Genomic DNA, 17980 nt, shown 5'->3' on the forward strand with positions numbered 1-17980 from the left:
TGCCTGACGCGGCGTCAAACCCATTTGTGAAAGATGAAAAACGCCCCAAGCGCAATAAAGCCGAAGCCGACAAGGTGGTTCCAGGACAGCGGCTCTTTCAGGTAAAGAACGGAAAACGCAGCAAAAACCAGCAGGGTGATGACCTCTTGTATGGTTTTCAGCTCGGCCGCGGAAAAATAGCCGTGGCCGATGCGATTGGCCGGCACCTGCAGCATATATTCAAACAGCGCGATGCCCCAGCTGATGGCGATCACGGCCAGCAGCGGCGCGGATTTATACTTGAGGTGGCCATACCACGCAAAGGTCATAAAGACGTTGGAAGCGATGAGCAGGCCGATGGTGATAAGGGGCGTGGGCATGTGTGGGACCTTTTGTAGGATTTGCGGGATTTGTCGCAGAATTGCGGGAATGTGCCAGTGGTATTCTGTGACTTGATTTGCGTCATGGTTGGGCAATCGCGCTTATGCGCACATGCGCAAAAGCCAAGGTGTGCCAATGATTCTGACTGCGTTAACTGCCCTTGCCGAACCGACACGTCTGGCCGCGATGCGGGCCTTGCGGGACGGTGACGAGCATTGTGTTTGTGAGTTGATGGCGCGGATTGGCGCAACGCAAAGCCGGATGTCGCGGCATATGCAGGTGCTGAAACAGGCGGGGTTGGTGGTGGACAAGCGCGATGCACAATGGGTGCGCTATCGGATTACGCCTGATTTGGCGGCCCCGTTGCGGGCGTTGTTGGATGCGGCGCTGGCAGACGAGGTAAAGGCATGAGTATTTTTAGCTGGATGAATGACCAGTTGCTGCGGATGCAGTGGCTTTCTGGCCTTGTGACAGCAGGTGTGCGAGGATTGGGCCTAGACCCTGCGTCGCGGATTGGCGGGTCGGTGCAGTTTTTCGTTTATGACGTGGTCAAGATTTTCATTCTGCTTTCAGTGCTGATTTTCGTGATCTCTTACCTGCAAAGCTATTTTCCGCCAGAGCGGACGCGGCGGATATTGGGCGGACGCTCGGGCATCGGTGCGAATATTCTGGGGGCATTGCTGGGCACGATCACGCCGTTTTGCTCTTGCTCGTCTATTCCTTTGTTCATCGGGTTTACTGCTGCAGGTTTGCCGTTGGGGGTGACGTTCTCGTTTCTGATTTCATCGCCTTTGGTTGATATGGCCTCGGTCATCCTGCTCGCTTCAATTTTCAGCTGGCCGATTGCATTGGCTTATGTGGGGGTTGGGCTGATTGTGGCAGTGGTCGGGGGGACAATCATTGGCAAGCTGGGGATGGAGGGGCAGGTGGAAAGCTTTGTCCATAACGTGCCGGTGACGGATGCAGATGAAAGCCTGAGCCGTGCAGAGCGGATTGGATTTGCCCGCGGTCAGGTCTTGGATATTGCGGGTAAGGTTTGGCCCTATGTTCTGATTGGCGTGGGTATCGGGGCGGTTATTCACAATTGGGTGCCCGAGGCGACGATTTCGGCGCTGCTGGGCCAAGACAAATGGTGGGCGGTGCCGGTGGCCACGGTGGTGGGCATTCCGATGTATGCCGATATTTTTGGCACCTTACCGATCGCCGAGGCGCTGGTGGGCAAAGGTGTGGGGCTGGGCACGGTTCTGGCCTTTATGATGGCGGTGACTGCACTGTCGCTGCCGTCGCTTATCATGCTGAAAAGGGTGGTTAAAATGCCGTTGCTTGTGGCGTTTACCGGGCTGGTGACGGTTGGCATTCTGACCATCGGATTCGCGTTTAACGCGATCACACATATGTTCATATGAAAGGAGATATCATGATTATCAAGATCCTTGGTTCTGGCTGCAAGAAATGTGGTATTTTGGCGGAGAATGCCTTGGCTGCGGCACATGCGGCGGGCAAAACCGCCGAGATTGTGAAAGTCACGGATTTTGCCGAGATTGCGGGATATGGTGTGATGTCGACGCCTGCTTTGGTGGTCGATGAAAAGTTGATCGCATCTGGCAAGGTGCTGACAATCGATGAAATCAGCGCCTTGCTGTAAACGTATTGGCGCAGCGCCAGAGGTGTATTTTTCCGATGTGGCGGTGGCGGGTCGCCATGCGAAAGGCATAGTATCAGGTGCTGCCGAGTTTCAAATATGCCTGTATGGCGGCAGGGTGAATCTGGAAGGCCCGAGTCATGCCCCATGACCCTGCACATCTGACGATGCAGCTGGAAAGGGTGCCATGTGAGCGGGCGGCGAAAACCTGACGCCCGCCAAGCGTTAGGTTGCGGCAGTCTGGTTTACCCGTTTCATCAGCTCGGCGGCGGATTCCTTGCGCTCGGAATAGCGGTCAACAAGGTAATCGGCGCGATCACGGGTAAGCAGGGTGAATTTGTACAATTCTTCCATCACGTCAACGATACGGTCATACAGCGGCGAGGGGCGCATGCGGCCAGCCTCGTCAAACTCTTGAAACGCTTTGGGAATTGACGATTGGTTGGGGATGGTGATCAGCCGCATCCAGCGCCCCAGAATGCGCATCTGATTGACGGCGTTAAAGCTTTGTGAGCCGCCGGAAACCTGCATCACCGCCAGCGTTTTGCCTTGGGTCGGGCGAACCGCGCCGTCAGACAGAGGAATCCAGTCGATTTGGGTTTTCATCAGGCCGGTCATGGCGCCGTGACGTTCGGGCGATGACCAGACCATGCCTTCGGACCACGCGACCAGCCCGCGCAATTCCTGCACTTTGGGGTGGCTGGCATCGGTGTTGTCATCGACCAGCGGCAGGCCCGAGGGGTCGAAAAACCGCACTTCGGCCCCTAGATGGGTCAGGATGCGGCCCGCCTCTTTGGCGGGCAACCGGCTGAAACTGCGCGACCGGAGCGAGCCGTAGAGTATGAGGATGCGCGGCGCATGGGTTTTATGCGGCGGGGCCAGCAATGCGGCCTCATCTATTGCGGGCAGCAGGGCGGGGTTGATGTTGGGGGTATCAGACAACACGGTTTCCTTTCGCATCAATGATCAACGCGCCGTCTTCCTTGGCAAAGGGGCCGGGGGGGAATTGGTCAAGCAGGTCAAGCACGGATTCGGATGGGCGGCACAGGCGCACACCTTTGGGGGTGCAGACGATCGGCCGGTTCACAAGGATCGGATGCGCGATCATCGCGTCGAGCAGTTGATCGTCGGTGACGCCGGGCTGCGTGAGGCCCAGTTCAGCCGCCGGGGTTTTGCTGACCCGCAGCGCCTGTTGCGGTGTAAGGTTGGCGGCAGCGAACAGCGCAAGCAGTTGGGGGCGGGTCCAGCCTTCGGTTTGGTAATCGATGACCACGGGCGTGTAGCCCGCCGCTGTAATGAGGTCCAGAACATTGCGCGACGTGCCGCAGGCGGGGTTGTGGTGGATGACGATAGGAAAGGTCATTTTGGAAAGCTCTCTCTGGTGCGGTTGGCAAAGGCGACGAGTGACAGCATGACAGGCACCTCGACCAGCACGCCGACCACGGTGACAAGCGCCGCGCCGGAATTCAGGCCAAAGAGGCCAATCGCGACAGCGACCGCCAGTTCGAAAAAGTTGGAGGTGCCGATCAATGCGCAAGGGGCGGCGACGGAATGGGGCAGTTTCCATGCCCAAGCCCAGCCATAACCCAAGGCAAAGATGCCGTAGGATTGCAGGATGATTGGTACGGCAAGCAGCGCGATCAGCGTGGGCTGTGCCAGAATGACCGGCCCTTGAAAGCCGAAGAGCAGCACAACGGTCAGCAGCAGGCCCATGATCGAGGCGGGCTTGATACGGGCAGTGAAATCGTTGACGGCCGCGCCGCGTTTGACCAGTGCCGCGCGGGTAAGCACGCCTGCGACCAGCGGGATGACAACGTAAAGCACCGTTGACAGGATCAACGTTTCCCACGGCACGGCAATTTCAGTCACACCCAGCAGAAAGGCGACGATGGGGGCAAAGGCCACAACCATGATCAGATCGTTCAGCGACACCTGCACCAAGGTGTAGTTTGCATCGCCCTTGGTCATTTGCGACCAGACAAAGACCATCGCCGTGCAGGGGGCTGCGCCCAGCAAAATAAGGCCTGCGATGTATTCAGTCGCCTGTGCAGGGGGGATGAAAGCGGCAAAGACATGTTGGAAAAACAAAACGCCAAGCGCGGCCATCGTAAACGGTTTGATCAGCCAGTTGATGATAATGGTGATGACCAGCCCTTTGGGCCGCGCCCCCACGGATTTGAGCGAGCCGAGATCAACCGCGACCATCATCGGGTAGACCATCGCCCAGATCAGCACCGCGACGACAAGGTTAACCGAGGCATATTCCAACGCGGCCAAGCTGGCGAACAGTGCGGGCAGCACGTTGCCCAAGATAAGCCCCGCAAGGATGCACAGGGCAACCCAAAGCGAAAGATAGCGTTCAAACAGGCTCATGTCAGGTCCTTTTCGGGCATGGTCGGGGAAGGGGTGCAGCAGGTATCATCGGCCAGCGGCAGCGTGGCGATGAATTGTGACAGCGGGGCAAAGGCCTGTGGCGCCAGTGCGTAGCAAATGCGCGGGCCGTCGATTTCGCCGCTTATCACTCCGGCGGCTTTGAGGATGCGCAGATGTTCGGAGACGGTGGATTGCGCAAGGCCGATGGCGCCGACGATATCGCCGCCGATACAGCCCGGCGTGCGCGCCAGCAGCTGCAAAATGCGCAGGCGGGCGGGGTGGGCAAGGGCCTTGGCCAGTTCGGAGAGATGGGTTTCGGAATCAGGGGTCATTTAATTCGCCTATCGTCGATTGACGATTTGATAGGGCGAAACATTGGATGGGTCAAGCATGAAACGCAAAGCGGCGCACCGGCCCCCAACGGGGACCGGTGCTGGTTGGTTTAGGCCAGAATTTTCAACATGGTGGCCGAAGGGCGCATCACATTGGCGGTTTTTTCAGCATCGGTCAGGAAGTAGCCGCCCAGATCTGCGGGCTTGCCCTCATCTGCCATCAGCTCGGCCAGAATTGCATCTTCGTTTTCTTCCAATACCTTGGCGATTGGGGCGAAATGCGCAGTCAGGCTTGCATCTTCGTTCTGGTTGGCCAAAGCCTGCGCCCAGTACAGTGCAAAGTAGTAGTGGCTGGTGCGGTTGTCGGTTTGGCCAACCTTGGGGGCGGGCGATTTGTTGTTGTCCAACACGCCTTGGGTCGCGCGATCTACGGCAATGCCGAGAATGCGGGCTTTGTCATTCGCCTTGGTTTCAGCCAGAAACTTCAGGCTTTCCCCCAAGGCGCAGAACTCGCCCAGGCTGTCCCAACGCAGGTGGTTTTCTTCTGCCAGCTGTTGAACATGTTTGGGCGCCGAGCCGCCGGCGCCGGTTTCAAACATGCCGCCACCATTCATCAGTTTCACGATCGAAAGCATCTTGGCCGAGGTGCCCAGTTCCAGAATCGGGAATAGGTCGGTCAGGTAATCGCGCAGCACGTTGCCGGTGATTGCGATCGAGTTTTGACCCTTGCGGATGGTTTCCAGCGACAGGCGGGTCGCGGCGCGGGGTGTCAGAACCTGGAACTTGTCGGCCACACCTGCCTTGGCAAGGATCGGGCGGACATATTTCAGCAACTCGGCATCATGGGCGCGGGATTCATCAAGCCAGAAAATCGCTTGGCAGCCTTCGGCCTTTTGACGGCTGATCGCCAGTTGCACCCAGTCTTCGATCGGCGCTTGGTTGCTCGAGGCCGAGCGCCAGATGTCGCCTGCCTCGACCGTATGTTCATGCAAGATGTCGCCATTTGCCAGAACGATGCGAACGTTGCCAGCGGTCGGGATTTCAAAGGTGGTCGGGTGCGAGCCGTATTCCTCGGCCTTTTGGGCCATCAGGCCGACGTTTTGCACGGTGCCCGCAGTGGTTGGATCCAACGCGCCGGTTTCTTTGAAATACTTGACCGTTTCATCATAGACGGGCGCATAAGAGCTGTCGGGGATGACGCAGTTTGTGTCGGCGGCTTTGCCATCCGGGCCCCAGCCTTTGCCGCCTGCGCGGATCAGGGCGGGCAATGAGGCATCGATGATCACGTCAGAAGGGACGTGCAGGTTGGTGATACCTTTGTCCGAGTTCACCATATACATCGGCGGGCGCTCGGCCATAACGGCATCGATTGCCGCGAGGATTTCGGTGCCCTCATCCATTTTGGCGACTTGGTCCAAAACCGCGCCAAGGCCGGAATTGGGGTTCACGCCTGCGGCGGCCATTTTGTCGCCGAATTTGTCAAACACCGGCTGCAGGAAAACCTTAACAGCGTGGCCGAACAGGATCGGGTCCGAGACCTTCATCATCGTGGCTTTGAGGTGGATCGAGAACAGCGTGCCTGCAGCTTTGGTCGCGGCCACTTGTTCGGCCAAGAAGGAATCCAGCGCGCGGGCCGACATGAATGTGGCATCAACCACGGTGCCAGCTGCGTATTTCACGCCGTCTTTCAGCACAGTTACACTGCCATCGGCGGCGGTCAGTTCAATACGTGCGGGGCCGGCCTGTTCGGCGGTGATGGTTGCCGATTTTTCGTTGGAGAAGAAATCGTTGGCCGACATTGTTGAGACAACGGTTTTGCTGTCTGGTGCCCATTTGCCCATCGAGTGCGGGTTGGCCATAGCATAGTTTTTCACGGCAACGGCCGCGCGACGATCCGAGTTGCCTTCGCGCAGAACCGGGTTCACGGCCGAGCCCTTGATCGCGTCAAAACGGGCGCGGATTGCCTTTTCTGCGTCTGTGCTTGGGTCTGCTGGGTAGTCGGGGATGGCATAGCCTTTGGACTGCAATTCCTTAACGGCGGCTACCAACTGTGGCACCGAGGCCGAGATGTTTGGCAGCTTGATGACGTTGGCAGTGGGGGTTTTGACCAGCTGGCCCAGCTCGGCCAGATCATCGGGTTGGCGCTGCTCGGGCGTCAGGTTTTCAGGGAAGGTCGCGATGATACGGCCTGCAAGCGAGATATCTTTGACGCCAACCGAAACACCGGCTGCCGCCGCAAAGGACTGAATAATCGGCAAAAGCGATGCCGAGGCAAGCTGGGGAGCTTCGTCAACCTTGGTGTAAATGATATCTGCATTGGTCATGGTCAGGCCTATCTTTCATCTTGGTTAAATGCGTTAGGAATTGGCTTTGCCATGCCCGAGTTTGATGTAAAATGCAATGACACGCCGCAAGGGCGTGCCATATTTCTGCGCGAAAATGCTGTGCGATGTTGGGTTTATCGCTAACAGCTTAGGTGATTTTGACGGTCAGCGTTCCGAGGCCTTCGATCATCGCCTCCATCACGTCGCCGCGCTGTACGGCCCCCACACCCGAGGGGGTGCCAGAGAGGATGACATCGCCGGCTTGCAGTTCAAAATACTCGGAGAGATAGGCGATCATTTCCGGCACTTTCCAGATCATCTGGTTCAGATCACCCGTTTGGCGCGGGGTGCCGTTCACAGCCAGCGAGATCTGGCCTTGGGTCAGGTGGCCTGTGGCGGCGACAGGGTGCAGCGGGCCGACGGGGGCCGAGCGTTCAAAGGCCTTGCCGATTTCCCACGGGCGCCCTGCTTTTTTCGCCTCGGCCTGCAGATCACGGCGGGTCATATCAAGGCCGATGGCATAGCCCCAGACGTGGTTCAACGCGTCGTCAAGGCTGATATTGTTGCCGCCGGATTTCAGGGCGACGACCAGTTCTACCTCGTGATGCACATCGCTGGAATGGGGCGGGTAGGGAAAACTGCCCGAAGCGTCAAGGTTGTCCGGGTTTTTCTGGAAAAAGAATGGCGCTTCGCGGTTCGGGTCATGGCCCATTTCAACCGCATGGGCGGCGTAGTTGCGGCCAATGCAATAGACGCGGCGTACCGGAAAAGCGGCACCTGTGCTGGTGGGGATGGTTGGCGTGGCGGGGGTGGGGATTACGGTTTGGGTCATCTTGGCCTTTGGAGGGTGGTGTTTCGTGACGGTAGGGCTGATAGCGGTGCGGGGCAAGAGTGGGCTGCGTGGCCGTAAACGGGTGGTGTGTGCCGCGCGCGTCAGATCGGGGCTGTGCGCTTGCCTTTCAGGAACGCTTGCGGCGTGGGCATGCCCCGGCGGGCATTGGCCAACGGCAAGCCGCCTTGGGGGCGTGGCAGATGATGATCGGGATAAATGCCGGGTTGCGGGGGGCAGGTTGCCCGTCAGATATTTGAAAGCGCATTCCATGTCGTCAAAGACATGGCGCATCGCATCCTGGCTTTTGGTTTGGGAATAAGGGTTACATATGGGAGGCTCCGGAATGGGTGGCGATTGAAACGTTGCCAGAACCTGTTGGCCGAGGGCCAGTGTTTTTCGGGCAATTGTTGGGCCTTATCTGTCAGATAGGCGGCTTGCCGCGGCATTGTATGGGCCGACAGAGACTGGTTAATCCCGGCAAGTAGGTAATTAATCTTTACATGTGTAAATAAATTGGTGACTGTAGTAGGGTAGTTTTGAGTGATATCGCTGCTGCCGAAAAGAATACCGCATGAGTTGGGCAACGGATGAAACCTAAGATCAATACGATGGAAGAGCTTTCAGAAGCGATTGGCGTTTCGCGCCCAACGCTGTCGCGCTATTTTCAAAGCCCCGACAGTGTACGTGGAAAGACCTCGGAAAAGATCCGGCAGGGGTTGGAACGTGTCGAATATGTGCCGAATTTCTTTGCCACAAGGATGAACCGCAAAACCACGGGCATTATCGGGGTTATCATACCGTATCTAAACGATCTTTTCTTTACCAAGCTGTTGATGGCGATCGAGACGGCCGCAATGGAGGCGGGTTATACAGTTATCACGCAATGTTCGCATTCTGACCCGTCGATTGAGGCGCGTGCAGCCGAAACCCTGATGTCGATGAGCGTGGATGGCGCGCTGGTGGCGCCGCTGGGCGATCAGAGCGACCCCGAGGTGCAGCGCAGGCTGGGTTCGCGGCTGCCGTTTATGCTTGTCGACTCGCGCCCGACGACGATGCCGGATGTCGATTTCGTTGGCACGGACCATAAGCAAAGCACTGGTTTAATTACAGAATATCTGTGCCGTGTGGGAAGGCCGCCGGTGTTTCTGGCCATGCCGCGCGTGAATTTCAACGCCGTTGAGCGCGAGAACGCCTATATCGCCAAACTGACCGAGCTTGGCCATAAACCCGAGGTTATCGGTATCGATCCTATCGATTCGCGCTGGCACTTTGAGGCGCATGGCGAGGCGGTTCTGGACCAGTATTTTTCGCATGGCGCGTATCTGGACCGTTCGATTCTCTGCGTAAATGACCGTGTTGCGATTGGCGCTTTGCGTGCCGCGTCGCGGCATGGGTTGGTGCCGGGGCGGATGGCCAAGGGCGGTTTGCGGATCGCGGGTCATGATGATTACCCGCTGTGCCCCTTTACCACGCCAGCGTTGACGACAGTGGCGCAGAATGTCGAAGCCATTGGAAAGGCGTCGGTTTCGCGGCTGGTTGAAATGATACGCGGGGAAAATAGCGCAAATGAGTCGCAGGTTCAGCTGTTTGATGGCGTCTTAAAATTGCGCGAGTCGGCCTAGTTTCGAACGATTGCTGCTTTGCGGCAAAAAGTTTTCAAAAGTTTTTTCTTGACGCATGTAAAAAAATCCCGCAATCTTTACGCATGTAAAAAACGGGAGGTCATTTACATGGCGATTAAACGCGCACTTCTTAACACAGCAGTTGGTCTTGGTTTGGTTGCTGGTTTTTCGGCAGCTGCAAGCGCTGAGACACTGACAATTGCGACCGTTAACAACGGCGACATGGTTCGCATGCAGGGTCTTGCATCCGAATTCACCGCAGCAAACCCAGACATCACGCTTGAGTGGGTTACGCTGGAAGAAAACGTACTGCGCCAGAAGGTTACAACTGATGTTGCCACCAAAGGCGGGCAGTTCGACATTATGACAATCGGCACATACGAAGTTCCAATCTGGGCAAAGCAGGGCTGGCTGGTATCGCTGGACGACTTGCCTGCCGAGTGGGACAAAGCAGACCTGTTGCCTGCTATCGCTGGCGGTCTGTCGGTTGACGGCAGCCTGTATGCAGCGCCGTTCTACGGCGAAAGCTCGATGGTTATGTACCGCAAGGACTTGATGGAAAAAGCTGGCCTGACCATGCCAGACGCCCCAACCTGGGCGTTCATCAAAGAAGCTGCGGAAAAGATGACCGACAAAGCGAACGAAGTTTATGGCATCTGTCTGCGCGGTAAAGCAGGCTGGGGCGAAAACATGGCGTTCCTGACCGCGATGTCCAACTCGTTTGGCGCAAAGTGGTTTGATGAAAACTGGAACGCACAGTTCGACCAGAAGCCATGGGCTGATACGCTGAACTTCTATCTTGACCTGATGACCAACTACGGTCCTCCTGGTGCGGCTAACAACGGTTTCAACGAAAACCTGTCGTTGATGCAAACCGGCCATTGCGGCATGTGGATCGACGCAACTGTTGCGGCATCCTTTGTTTCCAACCCGAAGGACAGCCAAGTTGCTGAACAGATGGGTTATGCATTGGCACCCGACAACGGTTTGGGCAAGCGCGGCAACTGGCTCTGGGCTTGGTCCTTGGCTATCCCTGCTGGCACAGACTCGACCGATGCTGCGAAAAAGTTTGTAGCTTGGGCAACCTCGAAAGAGTACACTGCCTTGGTTGCGTCGAAAGAAGGCTGGGCAAACGTGCCTCCGGGAACCCGTACTTCGCTGTATGAAAACTCTGAGTACTTGGCAGCTGCTCCATTTGCGAAAATGACCTTGGACAGCATCAACGCAGCTGACCCAACGCACCCAACCGTTGACCCAGTGCCTTACACAGGCGTTCAGTTCGTCGCTATTCCTGAATTCCAGGGTATCGCAACAGCTGTTGGTCAGCAGTTCTCGGCAGCTTTGGCCGGTACTGAAACGGCAGAAAATGCACTGAAAGCAGCGCAGGACCTGACCGTAAAAGAAATGAAGGCAGCAGGCTACAACTAAGCCAGCGTCCGATCTGTCGGGGCCGGCCACAAAGGCTGGCCCCACTTTTTTCAAAGATAGCTTTGATGCATCTTGGCGTTAGGCTGAGACTCCCCCTTTACCGCAATTTGCAGGATGGCCCCAATGTCCACACAGCATTCCCGCTCTGCCGCGAAACTGATGATTGCACCCGCGACGTTCCTTTTGTTCGTCTGGATGTTGGTTCCGTTGGTCATGACGATTTACTACTCGTTTCAACGCTATCGGCTGCTGACGCCGGATCGGCGTGGATTTATCGGGTTTGACAACTACGTCAACTTTATCGACAACCCCGCGTTCTGGAGCTCGATGGGCAATACGTTGCTGTTGGTTGGCGGCGTTCTGGTCATCACCATCGTTTTCGGTATTTTGTTCGCGCTGTTGCTGGATATGCCGATGTTCGGCCAAGGCATTGTGCGGATTTTGGTTATTGCGCCGTTCTTTGTTATGCCAACGGTTTCCGCGCTGGTGTGGAAGAACTTTTTTATGAACCCGGTCAATGGTTTGTTCGCCTTTGCGGCCAAGGCGTTGGGGCTGCAACCTTATGACTTCCTGTCTCAGGCGCCGCTTGCCTCGATCATCGGGATTGTCAGCTGGCAGTGGTTGCCCTTTGCGACGCTGATTTTGCTGACCGCGATCCAGAGCCTTGACAGTGAGCAGTTGGAAGCTGCCGAAATGGATGGCGCGCCTGCACTCAGCCGCTTTTTCTATATCAAGCTGCCGCATCTTAGCCGCGCGATTACGGTTGTGATCTTGATCCAGACGATCTTTTTGCTGTCGGTTTTCGCCGAAATTCTGGTTACCACCAATGGCGGCCCGGGCACGGCAAGTACCAACCTGACCTACCTTGTTTACGCCAAGAGCCTTTTGTCCTTTGACGTCGGTGCCGGTTCGGCAGGTGGTGTGATTGCGATTATTCTGGCCAATATTGTTGCCATCTTCCTGATGCGCGCAATCGGTAAGAACCTGGATTCCTAAACCCTTAGCACATGGAGGACACCTGATGGCCCGTGCAATATCAACACGTCGCAAGATCGGCATCACGGCCCTGGCTTGGGCGCTGGGACTGCTGATTTTCTTTCCGATCCTTTGGACCTTTCTGACCAGCTTTAAATCCGAAGCTGATGCGATTGCCGACCCGCCGTTGTTTTTGAACTTTCACTGGACGATGGAAAACTATTTCGCCGTGCAGGAACGGTCGGATTATTTCAAGCACTTCTGGAACTCGGTGGTAATTGCCGGCGGGTCCACCCTGTTGGGCCTGATTATCGCGGTGCCTGCCGCGTGGTCGATGGCCTTTGTGCCGGGCAAATACACCAAGGATGTCTTGATGTGGATGCTTTCGACCAAGATGATGCCGCCGGTTGGCGTGCTGATCCCGATCTATCTGATTTTCCGGTCTACCGGCCTGTTGGATAGCAAAACCGGCTTGGTCATCGTGATGACGCTGATCAACCTGCCGATTATCGTTTGGATGCTTTACACCTATTTCAAGGAAATTCCGGGCGAGATTTTGGAAGCGGCACGGATGGATGGTGCGACGTTGCGCGAAGAGATCATCTATGTGCTGACGCCGATGGCCATCCCCGGCATTGCATCGACCTTGTTGTTGAACGTGATCTTGGCTTGGAATGAGGCGTTCTGGACGCTGAACCTTGCGGCCTCAAAGGCGGCGCCGTTGACGACCTTTATCGCCGGATATTCCAGCCCCGAAGGTCTGTTCTATGCCAAACTTAGCGCGGCCTCGATCATGGCTATCGCACCAATTCTTATCATGGGCTGGTTCAGCCAAAAACAACTCGTCCGCGGTCTCACCTTCGGCGCAGTGAAATAAGGAGTTCAGACTATGGGACGTATTACACTTGATAAAGTCGCAAAGCGTTTTGGTGACGTAGAGGTCATTCCACCGCTGGATCTGACGATTGAAGAGGGCGAGTTTGTTGTGTTTGTTGGCCCGTCGGGTTGCGGCAAATCCACGCTTTTGCGCTTGATTGCAGGGCTGGAAGATGTGTCGGGCGGCCAGATCCGCATTGACGGCAAAGATGCCACGCTGACCCCACCTGCCAAGCGCGGGTTGGCGATGGTGTTCCAATCCTATGCTTTGTATCCGCATATGTCGGTGCGCAAAAACATCGCCTTTCCGTTGAAAATGGCGGGGATGGATCAGGCTGAACAGGACCGCCGCATTGATAATGCTGCGAAAATTCTGAACCTAACCGATTATATCGACCGTAAACCCGGCCAGCTTTCGGGTGGTCAGCGCCAGCGTGTGGCGATTGGCCGTGCGATTGTGCGTGAGCCTGCGGCGTTCTTGTTTGACGAGCCTTTGTCGAACCTTGACGCGGCATTGCGGGTTGGCATGCGCCTGGAAATCACCGAGCTGCATTCGCGCCTGAAAACCACAATGATTTATGTGACGCATGATCAGGTTGAAGCCATGACTATGGCCGACAAAATTGTGGTGCTGCGCGCAGGGCATATTGAACAAGTGGGCAGCCCGCTGGAACTGTACCGCAGCCCGCGCAACCTGTTCGTGGCTGGCTTTATCGGCAGCCCGAAAATGAACCTGATCGCCGGGGCCGAGGCCAAAAAGCACGGCGCTGCAACGATCGGTATCCGTCCTGAACATATTAACGTTTCCAAAACCGAAGGCGCATGGAAAGGCCGCGTTGGCGTTTCCGAACACCTTGGGTCTGACACGTTCTTTTATGTGCATGACACCGGTTTGGTTGATGACATCACCGTCCGCGTACCGGGCGAATTTGACTTGAAATCCGGCGACACTGTTTACCTGACACCCGAAGCAGACAAAATCCACCGCTTTGATGACAAAGGATTGAGGTTCGAATGAAACGGCTTGTTGGCAAATCCGCACTTATCACCGGCTCGGCCCGTGGCATCGGGCGCGGGTTTGCCGCAGCCTATATCCGCGAGGGCGCAACAGTCGCCATCGCGGATATTAACTTGGCGGCGGCGCAAGCGACTGCGGCGGAATTGGGCGCGGGTGCCTATGCCGTGCAGTTGGACGTGACTGATCAGGCCAGTATTGACGCAGGCATCGCGGCGGTTGTGGCGCAGGCAGGCAAGCTGGATATCTTGATTAATAATGCGGCGCTGTTTGATGCGGCGGAAACGGTTGATATTACCCGTGCCAGCTATGACAGGCTTTATGCCGTAAACGTGGCGGGTACGCTGTTCACCATGCAGGCCGCGGCAAAACAGATGATAAAACAAGGCCATGGCGGCAAGATTATCAACATGGCGTCCCAAGCAGGGCGTCGCGGGGAACCGCTTGTGTTGGTCTATTGTTCGACCAAGGCGGCCGTCATTTCGATGACCCAATCGGCAGGGCTGAACCTGATCAAGCACGGCATCAATGTGAATGCTATCGCGCCCGGTGTGGTGGATGGCGATCATTGGGAGCATGTGGACAGTATGTTCGCCAAGCTTGAGGGCAAAGAACCCGGCCAGAAAAAGGCCGAAGTGGCCGCAGGTGTGCCAGCGGGCCGCTTTGCCACTCCTGATGACCTGACTGGAATGGCGGTTTTTCTCGCCTCGTCAGAGTCGAATTATATTCTGTCGCAGACGTACAACGTCGACGGCGGGCAATGGATGAGTTGATAGGAAACGCAGATGAAATTGTCGAACGCCACTTTGGCCAGCCTTCCCGATACGGTTCGGGTTCCCAAATATGATCGCGCTGGCCTGACACCGGGGATCGTGCATATCGGGCTTGGCAATTTTCACCGTGGGCATCAGGCGTGGTATTTGCACCGCTTGTTTGACCTTGGGCTGAACCATGATTGGGCGATCATCGGGGCAGGGGTGCGGGCCAACGACGCGGTGATGCGCGACAAGCTGTTGGCGCAAGACTGCCTGACCACGTTGATCGAGCTTGACCCCTCGGGCAAGTCGGTTGAGGTGACAGGCTCAATGATCGATTTTGTGGCGATCGAGGAAGGCAATGGCGCGTTGATCCGCCAAATGGCTGACCCGGCGATCCGCATTGTCGCGTTGACGGTGACCGAGGGCGGCTACTACATCAACCCGACCGATGGCAGCTTTAACGCGGGCCATGCCGATATTGTGTATGACGCTGGGCATATGGATGCGCCGAAAACTGCCTTTGGCGCGATGATTGCAGCATTGCGGCTGCGGCGTGATGCTGGCACTGGCCCGTTCACTTGCCAAAGCTGCGACAACCTGCAAGGCAATGGCGCGATTTTGCGCCAAACTTTGGTTGGCCTTGCGCGTTTGTCTGACCCGGCGCTGGCTGATTGGATTAACGACAACTGCACCTTCCCGAACTCGATGGTCGATTGCATCGTGCCCGCGACCGGCCCGAATGAGCTGGCGCTTGTGCGGGAATTCGGGATTGAGGACGCTGCCCCTGTGACGCATGAAAACTTTCGCCAATGGGTGATTGAGGATGCGTTCTGCGCAGGCCGCCCTGATTGGGATAAAGTGGGCGCAACCTTTACGCCCCATGTGCATGACTATGAAACCATGAAAATCCGCATTCTGAACGCGGGGCATCAGGTGATTGCCAATGCGGGTGATTTGCTGTCGGTGGTTACGATCGCGGGCTGCATGGAGCATCCGGCCATTCGTGCGCTGTTCAACAAGGTGGAAAAAACCGAGATTGCGCCGCATGTGAATCCTGTGCCAGGTATGACGCCCGATGCATATGTCGAGCTGATCGAGCGGCGGTTTTCGAACCCGTCGATCGTTGATACCACGCGCCGTGTTGCCTTTGATGGCTCGTCCCGCCACCCCGGATTCTTGCTGCCATTGGTGCGCTCGGGTCTGGCGGCAGACGTGCCGGTTGAGGGATTGGCGCTGGTTGAGGCGATCTGGGCGCGGATGTGCGAAAGCACGCGGGAAGACGGCACTGTGATCGAGCCGAACGACCCCTATTGGGATGCGCTGCAAACGGCGGCCCGTGCTGCCAAAACGCGCCCACAAGCGTGGCTGGAGCAAAGCCATATCTATGGTGATTTGGCCAATGCGCCCCGCTTTGCCGAGGCATTCGGGCGTGCGTTGACCAGCATCTGGGAAAAGGGCTGTGCGCCAACGATCATGGATTATTGCGCAAAATAAAGGGCTTACAGGGTGTGGCTTATGGCCACGCCCTGTTCGGCTGCAAGCGTTGCCTCGGCCAGTGTTATCGGGCGGTAAGATATGAATTCGCTGCCTGCGCATTTGGGCAGGCCCAAAGCGGCAATCAAAGGCGCGTCGTATTGGCCAGAGAGCAGCAAAATGCCCTCGCGCGCCAACAGGTCGCGGGTGCCACGGCCGTTATCGGACCGGATGCGCCGCATGAAATCTTGCTGTTGTGCCACGGCCTCGACCACGTCGCGGGTGATGGGCTGGCCTTGGACACTGCGGAACAGCTGCGCCATGCGTTGGTTGCCTGTTGCGCCTGCAAAGATTTTATCAACCTCATCCGCCGCAATGCCGCGCCAGAAATTCGGCGGGTAGGGGTGGTTTTGCAGCAGCCACAAAATATGCGCAAAACCTTGTGCTGAAATGGTTTTCTTGGCGTCTTTGTTCTGCCCCGTGGTCAGATAGGCAGGCCGCGCGTTGATCAGGCCCAGATAGCAGCGGGCGCGGGCCTCATCTGCGGCGACCAGTAAGCAGGGGTGCCCCACAGCCTCGGTCGGGATCATCCAATTATTGCCCATGGTGTTTTTGATATCAACATCCTGACCAAGGATCTGGGTGTCGAGCTTGCCCTTGGGCAGGCGCAGCAAGGCGCGCAGCTCTATTTCGACCCGCGTGCCGATATAGGTTTTTTCGGTCTTTTCCAGATCATCATAGGATCTGCGGCCGGTTTTGGGCGTCATGATTACGTCATCGACGCAGCGGCGCAGCATGGCGGGAAAGCTGTTGGCCAAATCGCCGTTTGCCCGTTTTGTGATCTCATCCGCGAGAAGGGACAGGCGGCTGTGATCAGGGTGGCCCGCGACGACCAGGCTATCTGGAATTGCCTGTTTCAAGCGCCTAGCCGTTTACCGCCCGCAACACCCGTTTGCGCAGGGCCTTGGCGATTTGTGCCGAAACGGCCTGTGCCACAGGCGGTGGAAAGGCATTGCCGACTTGGCGGTAAGCATTTGTTTTTGCGCCGGTAAAGTGCCAATCATCCGGGAAACCCTGAATGCGGGCGACCATCGGGACGGTGAGGCGTGGCATGCCGGTGTGCAGGTGATCGGGTGCCTCGGCTGCCAAGGTGCGGCCTTCGACGCCAAGGCTGGCCCAAGCGGCGCGGGCGCGGGTCGGGCCAAGATCGGGGCCGCCGTGCTTTTTGGACCCACCGACGATTGTGGGCGCAATCTCATCAGCTTTGGCCGCCCAATCTTTGGCGCCGTGCCAACCGCCTGCGGCCATCAGGTCGCGCAGGGTTTCGCCCACGGTGGGCGGGTTATGGGGGTTCGGCTCGGGCCAGTCAAAAAGATCGGCGCGCTCTTTTTGCATCGCGACGATGACCACACGCGGGCGCAGCTGCGGCACGCCGTAGTCCGACGCGTTCAGCAACCGCCAATCGGCACGGTAGCCCAGTTTATCCAGTTGTGACTTTAACCGCTCACGGTAGTCATGAAACACGGCATCGAGAAAGCCACGCACGTTTTCGATCATCACGGCACGGGGACGGGCGGCGTCAATGATATCAAGCGCGTCGTTGAACAGATTGCGTTCATCCTTTTCGCCAAGCTGTTTGCCGGCAACCGAAAACGGCGGGCAGGGCAAGCCACCCGCCAGCAAATCCATGCCAGTGTAGCCCGCCGCGCGGTCTTTGAAAACGCGCACATCGTCTTCAATGACGTTCCATTGCGGGCGGTTGTGGCGCAGGGTGTTGCAGCAATGCTTATCAATTTCGACCAGCGCCGTATGCGCAAAGCCGGCCTTTTCCAGCCCCAAGGCCTGACCGCCGGCGCCTGCGCAAAGTTCAACGGATGTCAGCATCTGGCCTGCTCCTATTTCGGCCTGAAACCTGTGGTGATGGTGCGACCTAGGGCACCGCAGCGGGATCAAGCGTTCTTTTTTCGTTC

Annotated in this window: 20 protein-coding genes; 11 read left to right on the forward strand and 9 right to left on the reverse strand. The window is 57.1% G+C overall.

Going from position 1 to position 17980, the window contains the following annotated elements; genetic code table 11:
* Positions 1-14 precede the first annotated feature (14 nt).
* Positions 15-359: a DMT family protein gene (locus AKU79_RS10020; protein WP_050523429.1), complete on the reverse strand. Its 345-nt coding sequence runs from the start codon at positions 357-359 to the stop codon at positions 15-17.
* Between the two features lie 136 nt (positions 360-495).
* On the opposite strand from AKU79_RS10020, the gene AKU79_RS10025 reads away from it, so the two are divergent.
* Genes AKU79_RS10025 through AKU79_RS10035 form a run of 3 tightly spaced genes read left to right on the forward strand, consistent with a single transcriptional unit; the run spans position 496 to position 2005 of the window.
* A complete protein-coding gene (locus tag AKU79_RS10025; RefSeq protein WP_050523520.1) occupies positions 496-771 on the forward strand; it encodes an ArsR/SmtB family transcription factor in 276 nt (91 codons plus the stop codon).
* Positions 768-1766 (forward strand): permease, encoded by a 999-nt coding sequence (locus AKU79_RS10030; protein WP_050523430.1) that lies wholly within the window; start codon positions 768-770, stop codon positions 1764-1766. The genes AKU79_RS10025 and AKU79_RS10030 overlap by 4 nt, the downstream gene beginning before the upstream one ends.
* An 11-nt stretch (positions 1767-1777) precedes the next feature.
* Positions 1778-2005: a thioredoxin family protein gene (locus tag AKU79_RS10035; protein WP_050523521.1), complete on the forward strand. Its 228-nt coding sequence runs from the start codon at positions 1778-1780 to the stop codon at positions 2003-2005.
* Positions 2006-2227: 222 nt separating this feature from the next.
* Here the strand turns inward: AKU79_RS10035 and arsH are convergent, their stop codons facing one another.
* The 6 genes from arsH to AKU79_RS10065 form a co-directional block, all read right to left on the reverse strand.
* Entirely contained in the window at positions 2228-2962 is a 735-nt protein-coding gene (gene arsH, locus AKU79_RS10040; RefSeq protein ID WP_050523431.1) for an arsenical resistance protein ArsH, read from the reverse strand.
* Complete coding sequence (gene arsC, locus AKU79_RS10045; protein WP_050523432.1) at positions 2937-3365, reverse strand: arsenate reductase (glutaredoxin); 429 nt, start codon at positions 3363-3365, stop codon at positions 2937-2939. Before arsC ends, arsH begins: the two co-directional genes overlap by 26 nt.
* Positions 3362-4375, reverse strand: a complete 1014-nt coding sequence (gene arsB / locus AKU79_RS10050) for an ACR3 family arsenite efflux transporter (RefSeq protein WP_050523433.1) — start codon at positions 4373-4375, stop codon at positions 3362-3364. Before arsB ends, arsC begins: the two co-directional genes overlap by 4 nt.
* Complete coding sequence (locus AKU79_RS10055) at positions 4372-4707, reverse strand: ArsR/SmtB family transcription factor (RefSeq protein ID WP_050523434.1); 336 nt, start codon at positions 4705-4707, stop codon at positions 4372-4374. Before AKU79_RS10055 ends, arsB begins: the two co-directional genes overlap by 4 nt.
* A 110-nt stretch (positions 4708-4817) precedes the next feature.
* Positions 4818-7031 carry an NADP-dependent isocitrate dehydrogenase gene (locus AKU79_RS10060; protein ID WP_050523435.1) on the reverse strand — a complete coding sequence of 738 codons (2214 nt, stop codon included), beginning with the start codon at positions 7029-7031 and terminating at the stop codon, positions 4818-4820.
* 148 nt (positions 7032-7179) lie between these two features.
* On the reverse strand, positions 7180-7863 hold the full coding sequence (locus AKU79_RS10065) for a fumarylacetoacetate hydrolase family protein (protein WP_050523436.1): 684 nt from the start codon (positions 7861-7863) through the stop codon (positions 7180-7182).
* A gap of 68 nt (positions 7864-7931) precedes the next feature.
* Between AKU79_RS10065 and AKU79_RS19265 the strand changes: the two genes are divergently transcribed.
* From AKU79_RS19265 to AKU79_RS10100, 8 genes are all read left to right on the forward strand, one after another.
* Positions 7932-8120, forward strand: a complete 189-nt coding sequence (locus tag AKU79_RS19265) for a hypothetical protein (RefSeq protein ID WP_231580141.1) — start codon at positions 7932-7934, stop codon at positions 8118-8120.
* Positions 8121-8450: 330 nt separating this feature from the next.
* Complete coding sequence (locus AKU79_RS10070; protein WP_231580142.1) at positions 8451-9485, forward strand: LacI family DNA-binding transcriptional regulator; 1035 nt, start codon at positions 8451-8453, stop codon at positions 9483-9485.
* Positions 9486-9593: 108 nt separating this feature from the next.
* Positions 9594-10913 (forward strand): ABC transporter substrate-binding protein, encoded by a 1320-nt coding sequence (locus AKU79_RS10075; protein ID WP_050523523.1) that lies wholly within the window; start codon positions 9594-9596, stop codon positions 10911-10913.
* A gap of 123 nt (positions 10914-11036) precedes the next feature.
* Complete coding sequence (locus tag AKU79_RS10080; RefSeq protein ID WP_050523437.1) at positions 11037-11909, forward strand: carbohydrate ABC transporter permease; 873 nt, start codon at positions 11037-11039, stop codon at positions 11907-11909.
* Between the two features lie 25 nt (positions 11910-11934).
* The gene (locus tag AKU79_RS10085; protein WP_050523438.1) at positions 11935-12765 is read left to right on the forward strand and encodes a carbohydrate ABC transporter permease; all 831 of its coding nucleotides are present in this window, start codon (positions 11935-11937) and stop codon (positions 12763-12765) included.
* Between the two features lie 12 nt (positions 12766-12777).
* Positions 12778-13782, forward strand: coding sequence for an ABC transporter ATP-binding protein (locus AKU79_RS10090; RefSeq protein ID WP_050523439.1), 1005 nt, complete (start codon positions 12778-12780; stop codon positions 13780-13782).
* On the forward strand, positions 13779-14552 hold the full coding sequence (locus tag AKU79_RS10095; RefSeq protein WP_050523440.1) for an L-iditol 2-dehydrogenase: 774 nt from the start codon (positions 13779-13781) through the stop codon (positions 14550-14552). Before AKU79_RS10090 ends, AKU79_RS10095 begins: the two co-directional genes overlap by 4 nt.
* Before the next feature lie 12 nt (positions 14553-14564).
* Positions 14565-16031, forward strand: a complete 1467-nt coding sequence (locus AKU79_RS10100; protein ID WP_050523441.1) for a mannitol dehydrogenase family protein — start codon at positions 14565-14567, stop codon at positions 16029-16031.
* Positions 16032-16036: 5 nt separating this feature from the next.
* Here the strand turns inward: AKU79_RS10100 and AKU79_RS10105 are convergent, their stop codons facing one another.
* Entirely contained in the window at positions 16037-16930 is an 894-nt protein-coding gene (locus AKU79_RS10105; protein ID WP_050523442.1) for a NaeI family type II restriction endonuclease, read from the reverse strand.
* 4 nt (positions 16931-16934) lie between these two features.
* The gene (locus AKU79_RS10110; RefSeq protein ID WP_050523443.1) at positions 16935-17894 is read right to left on the reverse strand and encodes a DNA cytosine methyltransferase; all 960 of its coding nucleotides are present in this window, start codon (positions 17892-17894) and stop codon (positions 16935-16937) included.
* Positions 17895-17980 lie beyond the last annotated feature (86 nt).

This window comes from Pseudorhodobacter wandonensis (assembly GCF_001202035.1).
Lineage (GTDB): Bacteria > Pseudomonadota > Alphaproteobacteria > Rhodobacterales > Rhodobacteraceae > Pseudorhodobacter > Pseudorhodobacter wandonensis.

Coding starts and splice junctions, on each gene's coding strand:
- AKU79_RS10020 (WP_050523429.1), bottom strand. CDS start 359: ATGCCCACGCCCCTTATCACCATCGGCCTGCTCATCGCTTCCAACGTC.
- AKU79_RS10025 (WP_050523520.1), top strand. CDS start 496: ATGATTCTGACTGCGTTAACTGCCCTTGCCGAACCGACACGTCTGGCC.
- AKU79_RS10030 (WP_050523430.1), top strand. CDS start 768: ATGAGTATTTTTAGCTGGATGAATGACCAGTTGCTGCGGATGCAGTGG.
- AKU79_RS10035 (WP_050523521.1), top strand. CDS start 1,778: ATGATTATCAAGATCCTTGGTTCTGGCTGCAAGAAATGTGGTATTTTG.
- arsH (WP_050523431.1), bottom strand. CDS start 2,962: ATGCGAAAGGAAACCGTGTTGTCTGATACCCCCAACATCAACCCCGCC.
- arsC (WP_050523432.1), bottom strand. CDS start 3,365: ATGACCTTTCCTATCGTCATCCACCACAACCCCGCCTGCGGCACGTCG.
- arsB (WP_050523433.1), bottom strand. CDS start 4,375: ATGAGCCTGTTTGAACGCTATCTTTCGCTTTGGGTTGCCCTGTGCATC.
- AKU79_RS10055 (WP_050523434.1), bottom strand. CDS start 4,707: ATGACCCCTGATTCCGAAACCCATCTCTCCGAACTGGCCAAGGCCCTT.
- AKU79_RS10060 (WP_050523435.1), bottom strand. CDS start 7,031: ATGACCAATGCAGATATCATTTACACCAAGGTTGACGAAGCTCCCCAG.
- AKU79_RS10065 (WP_050523436.1), bottom strand. CDS start 7,863: ATGACCCAAACCGTAATCCCCACCCCCGCCACGCCAACCATCCCCACC.
- AKU79_RS10070 (WP_231580142.1), top strand. CDS start 8,451: ATGAAACCTAAGATCAATACGATGGAAGAGCTTTCAGAAGCGATTGGC.
- AKU79_RS10075 (WP_050523523.1), top strand. CDS start 9,594: ATGGCGATTAAACGCGCACTTCTTAACACAGCAGTTGGTCTTGGTTTG.
- AKU79_RS10080 (WP_050523437.1), top strand. CDS start 11,037: ATGTCCACACAGCATTCCCGCTCTGCCGCGAAACTGATGATTGCACCC.
- AKU79_RS10085 (WP_050523438.1), top strand. CDS start 11,935: ATGGCCCGTGCAATATCAACACGTCGCAAGATCGGCATCACGGCCCTG.
- AKU79_RS10090 (WP_050523439.1), top strand. CDS start 12,778: ATGGGACGTATTACACTTGATAAAGTCGCAAAGCGTTTTGGTGACGTA.
- AKU79_RS10095 (WP_050523440.1), top strand. CDS start 13,779: ATGAAACGGCTTGTTGGCAAATCCGCACTTATCACCGGCTCGGCCCGT.
- AKU79_RS10100 (WP_050523441.1), top strand. CDS start 14,565: ATGAAATTGTCGAACGCCACTTTGGCCAGCCTTCCCGATACGGTTCGG.
- AKU79_RS10110 (WP_050523443.1), bottom strand. CDS start 17,894: ATGCTGACATCCGTTGAACTTTGCGCAGGCGCCGGCGGTCAGGCCTTG.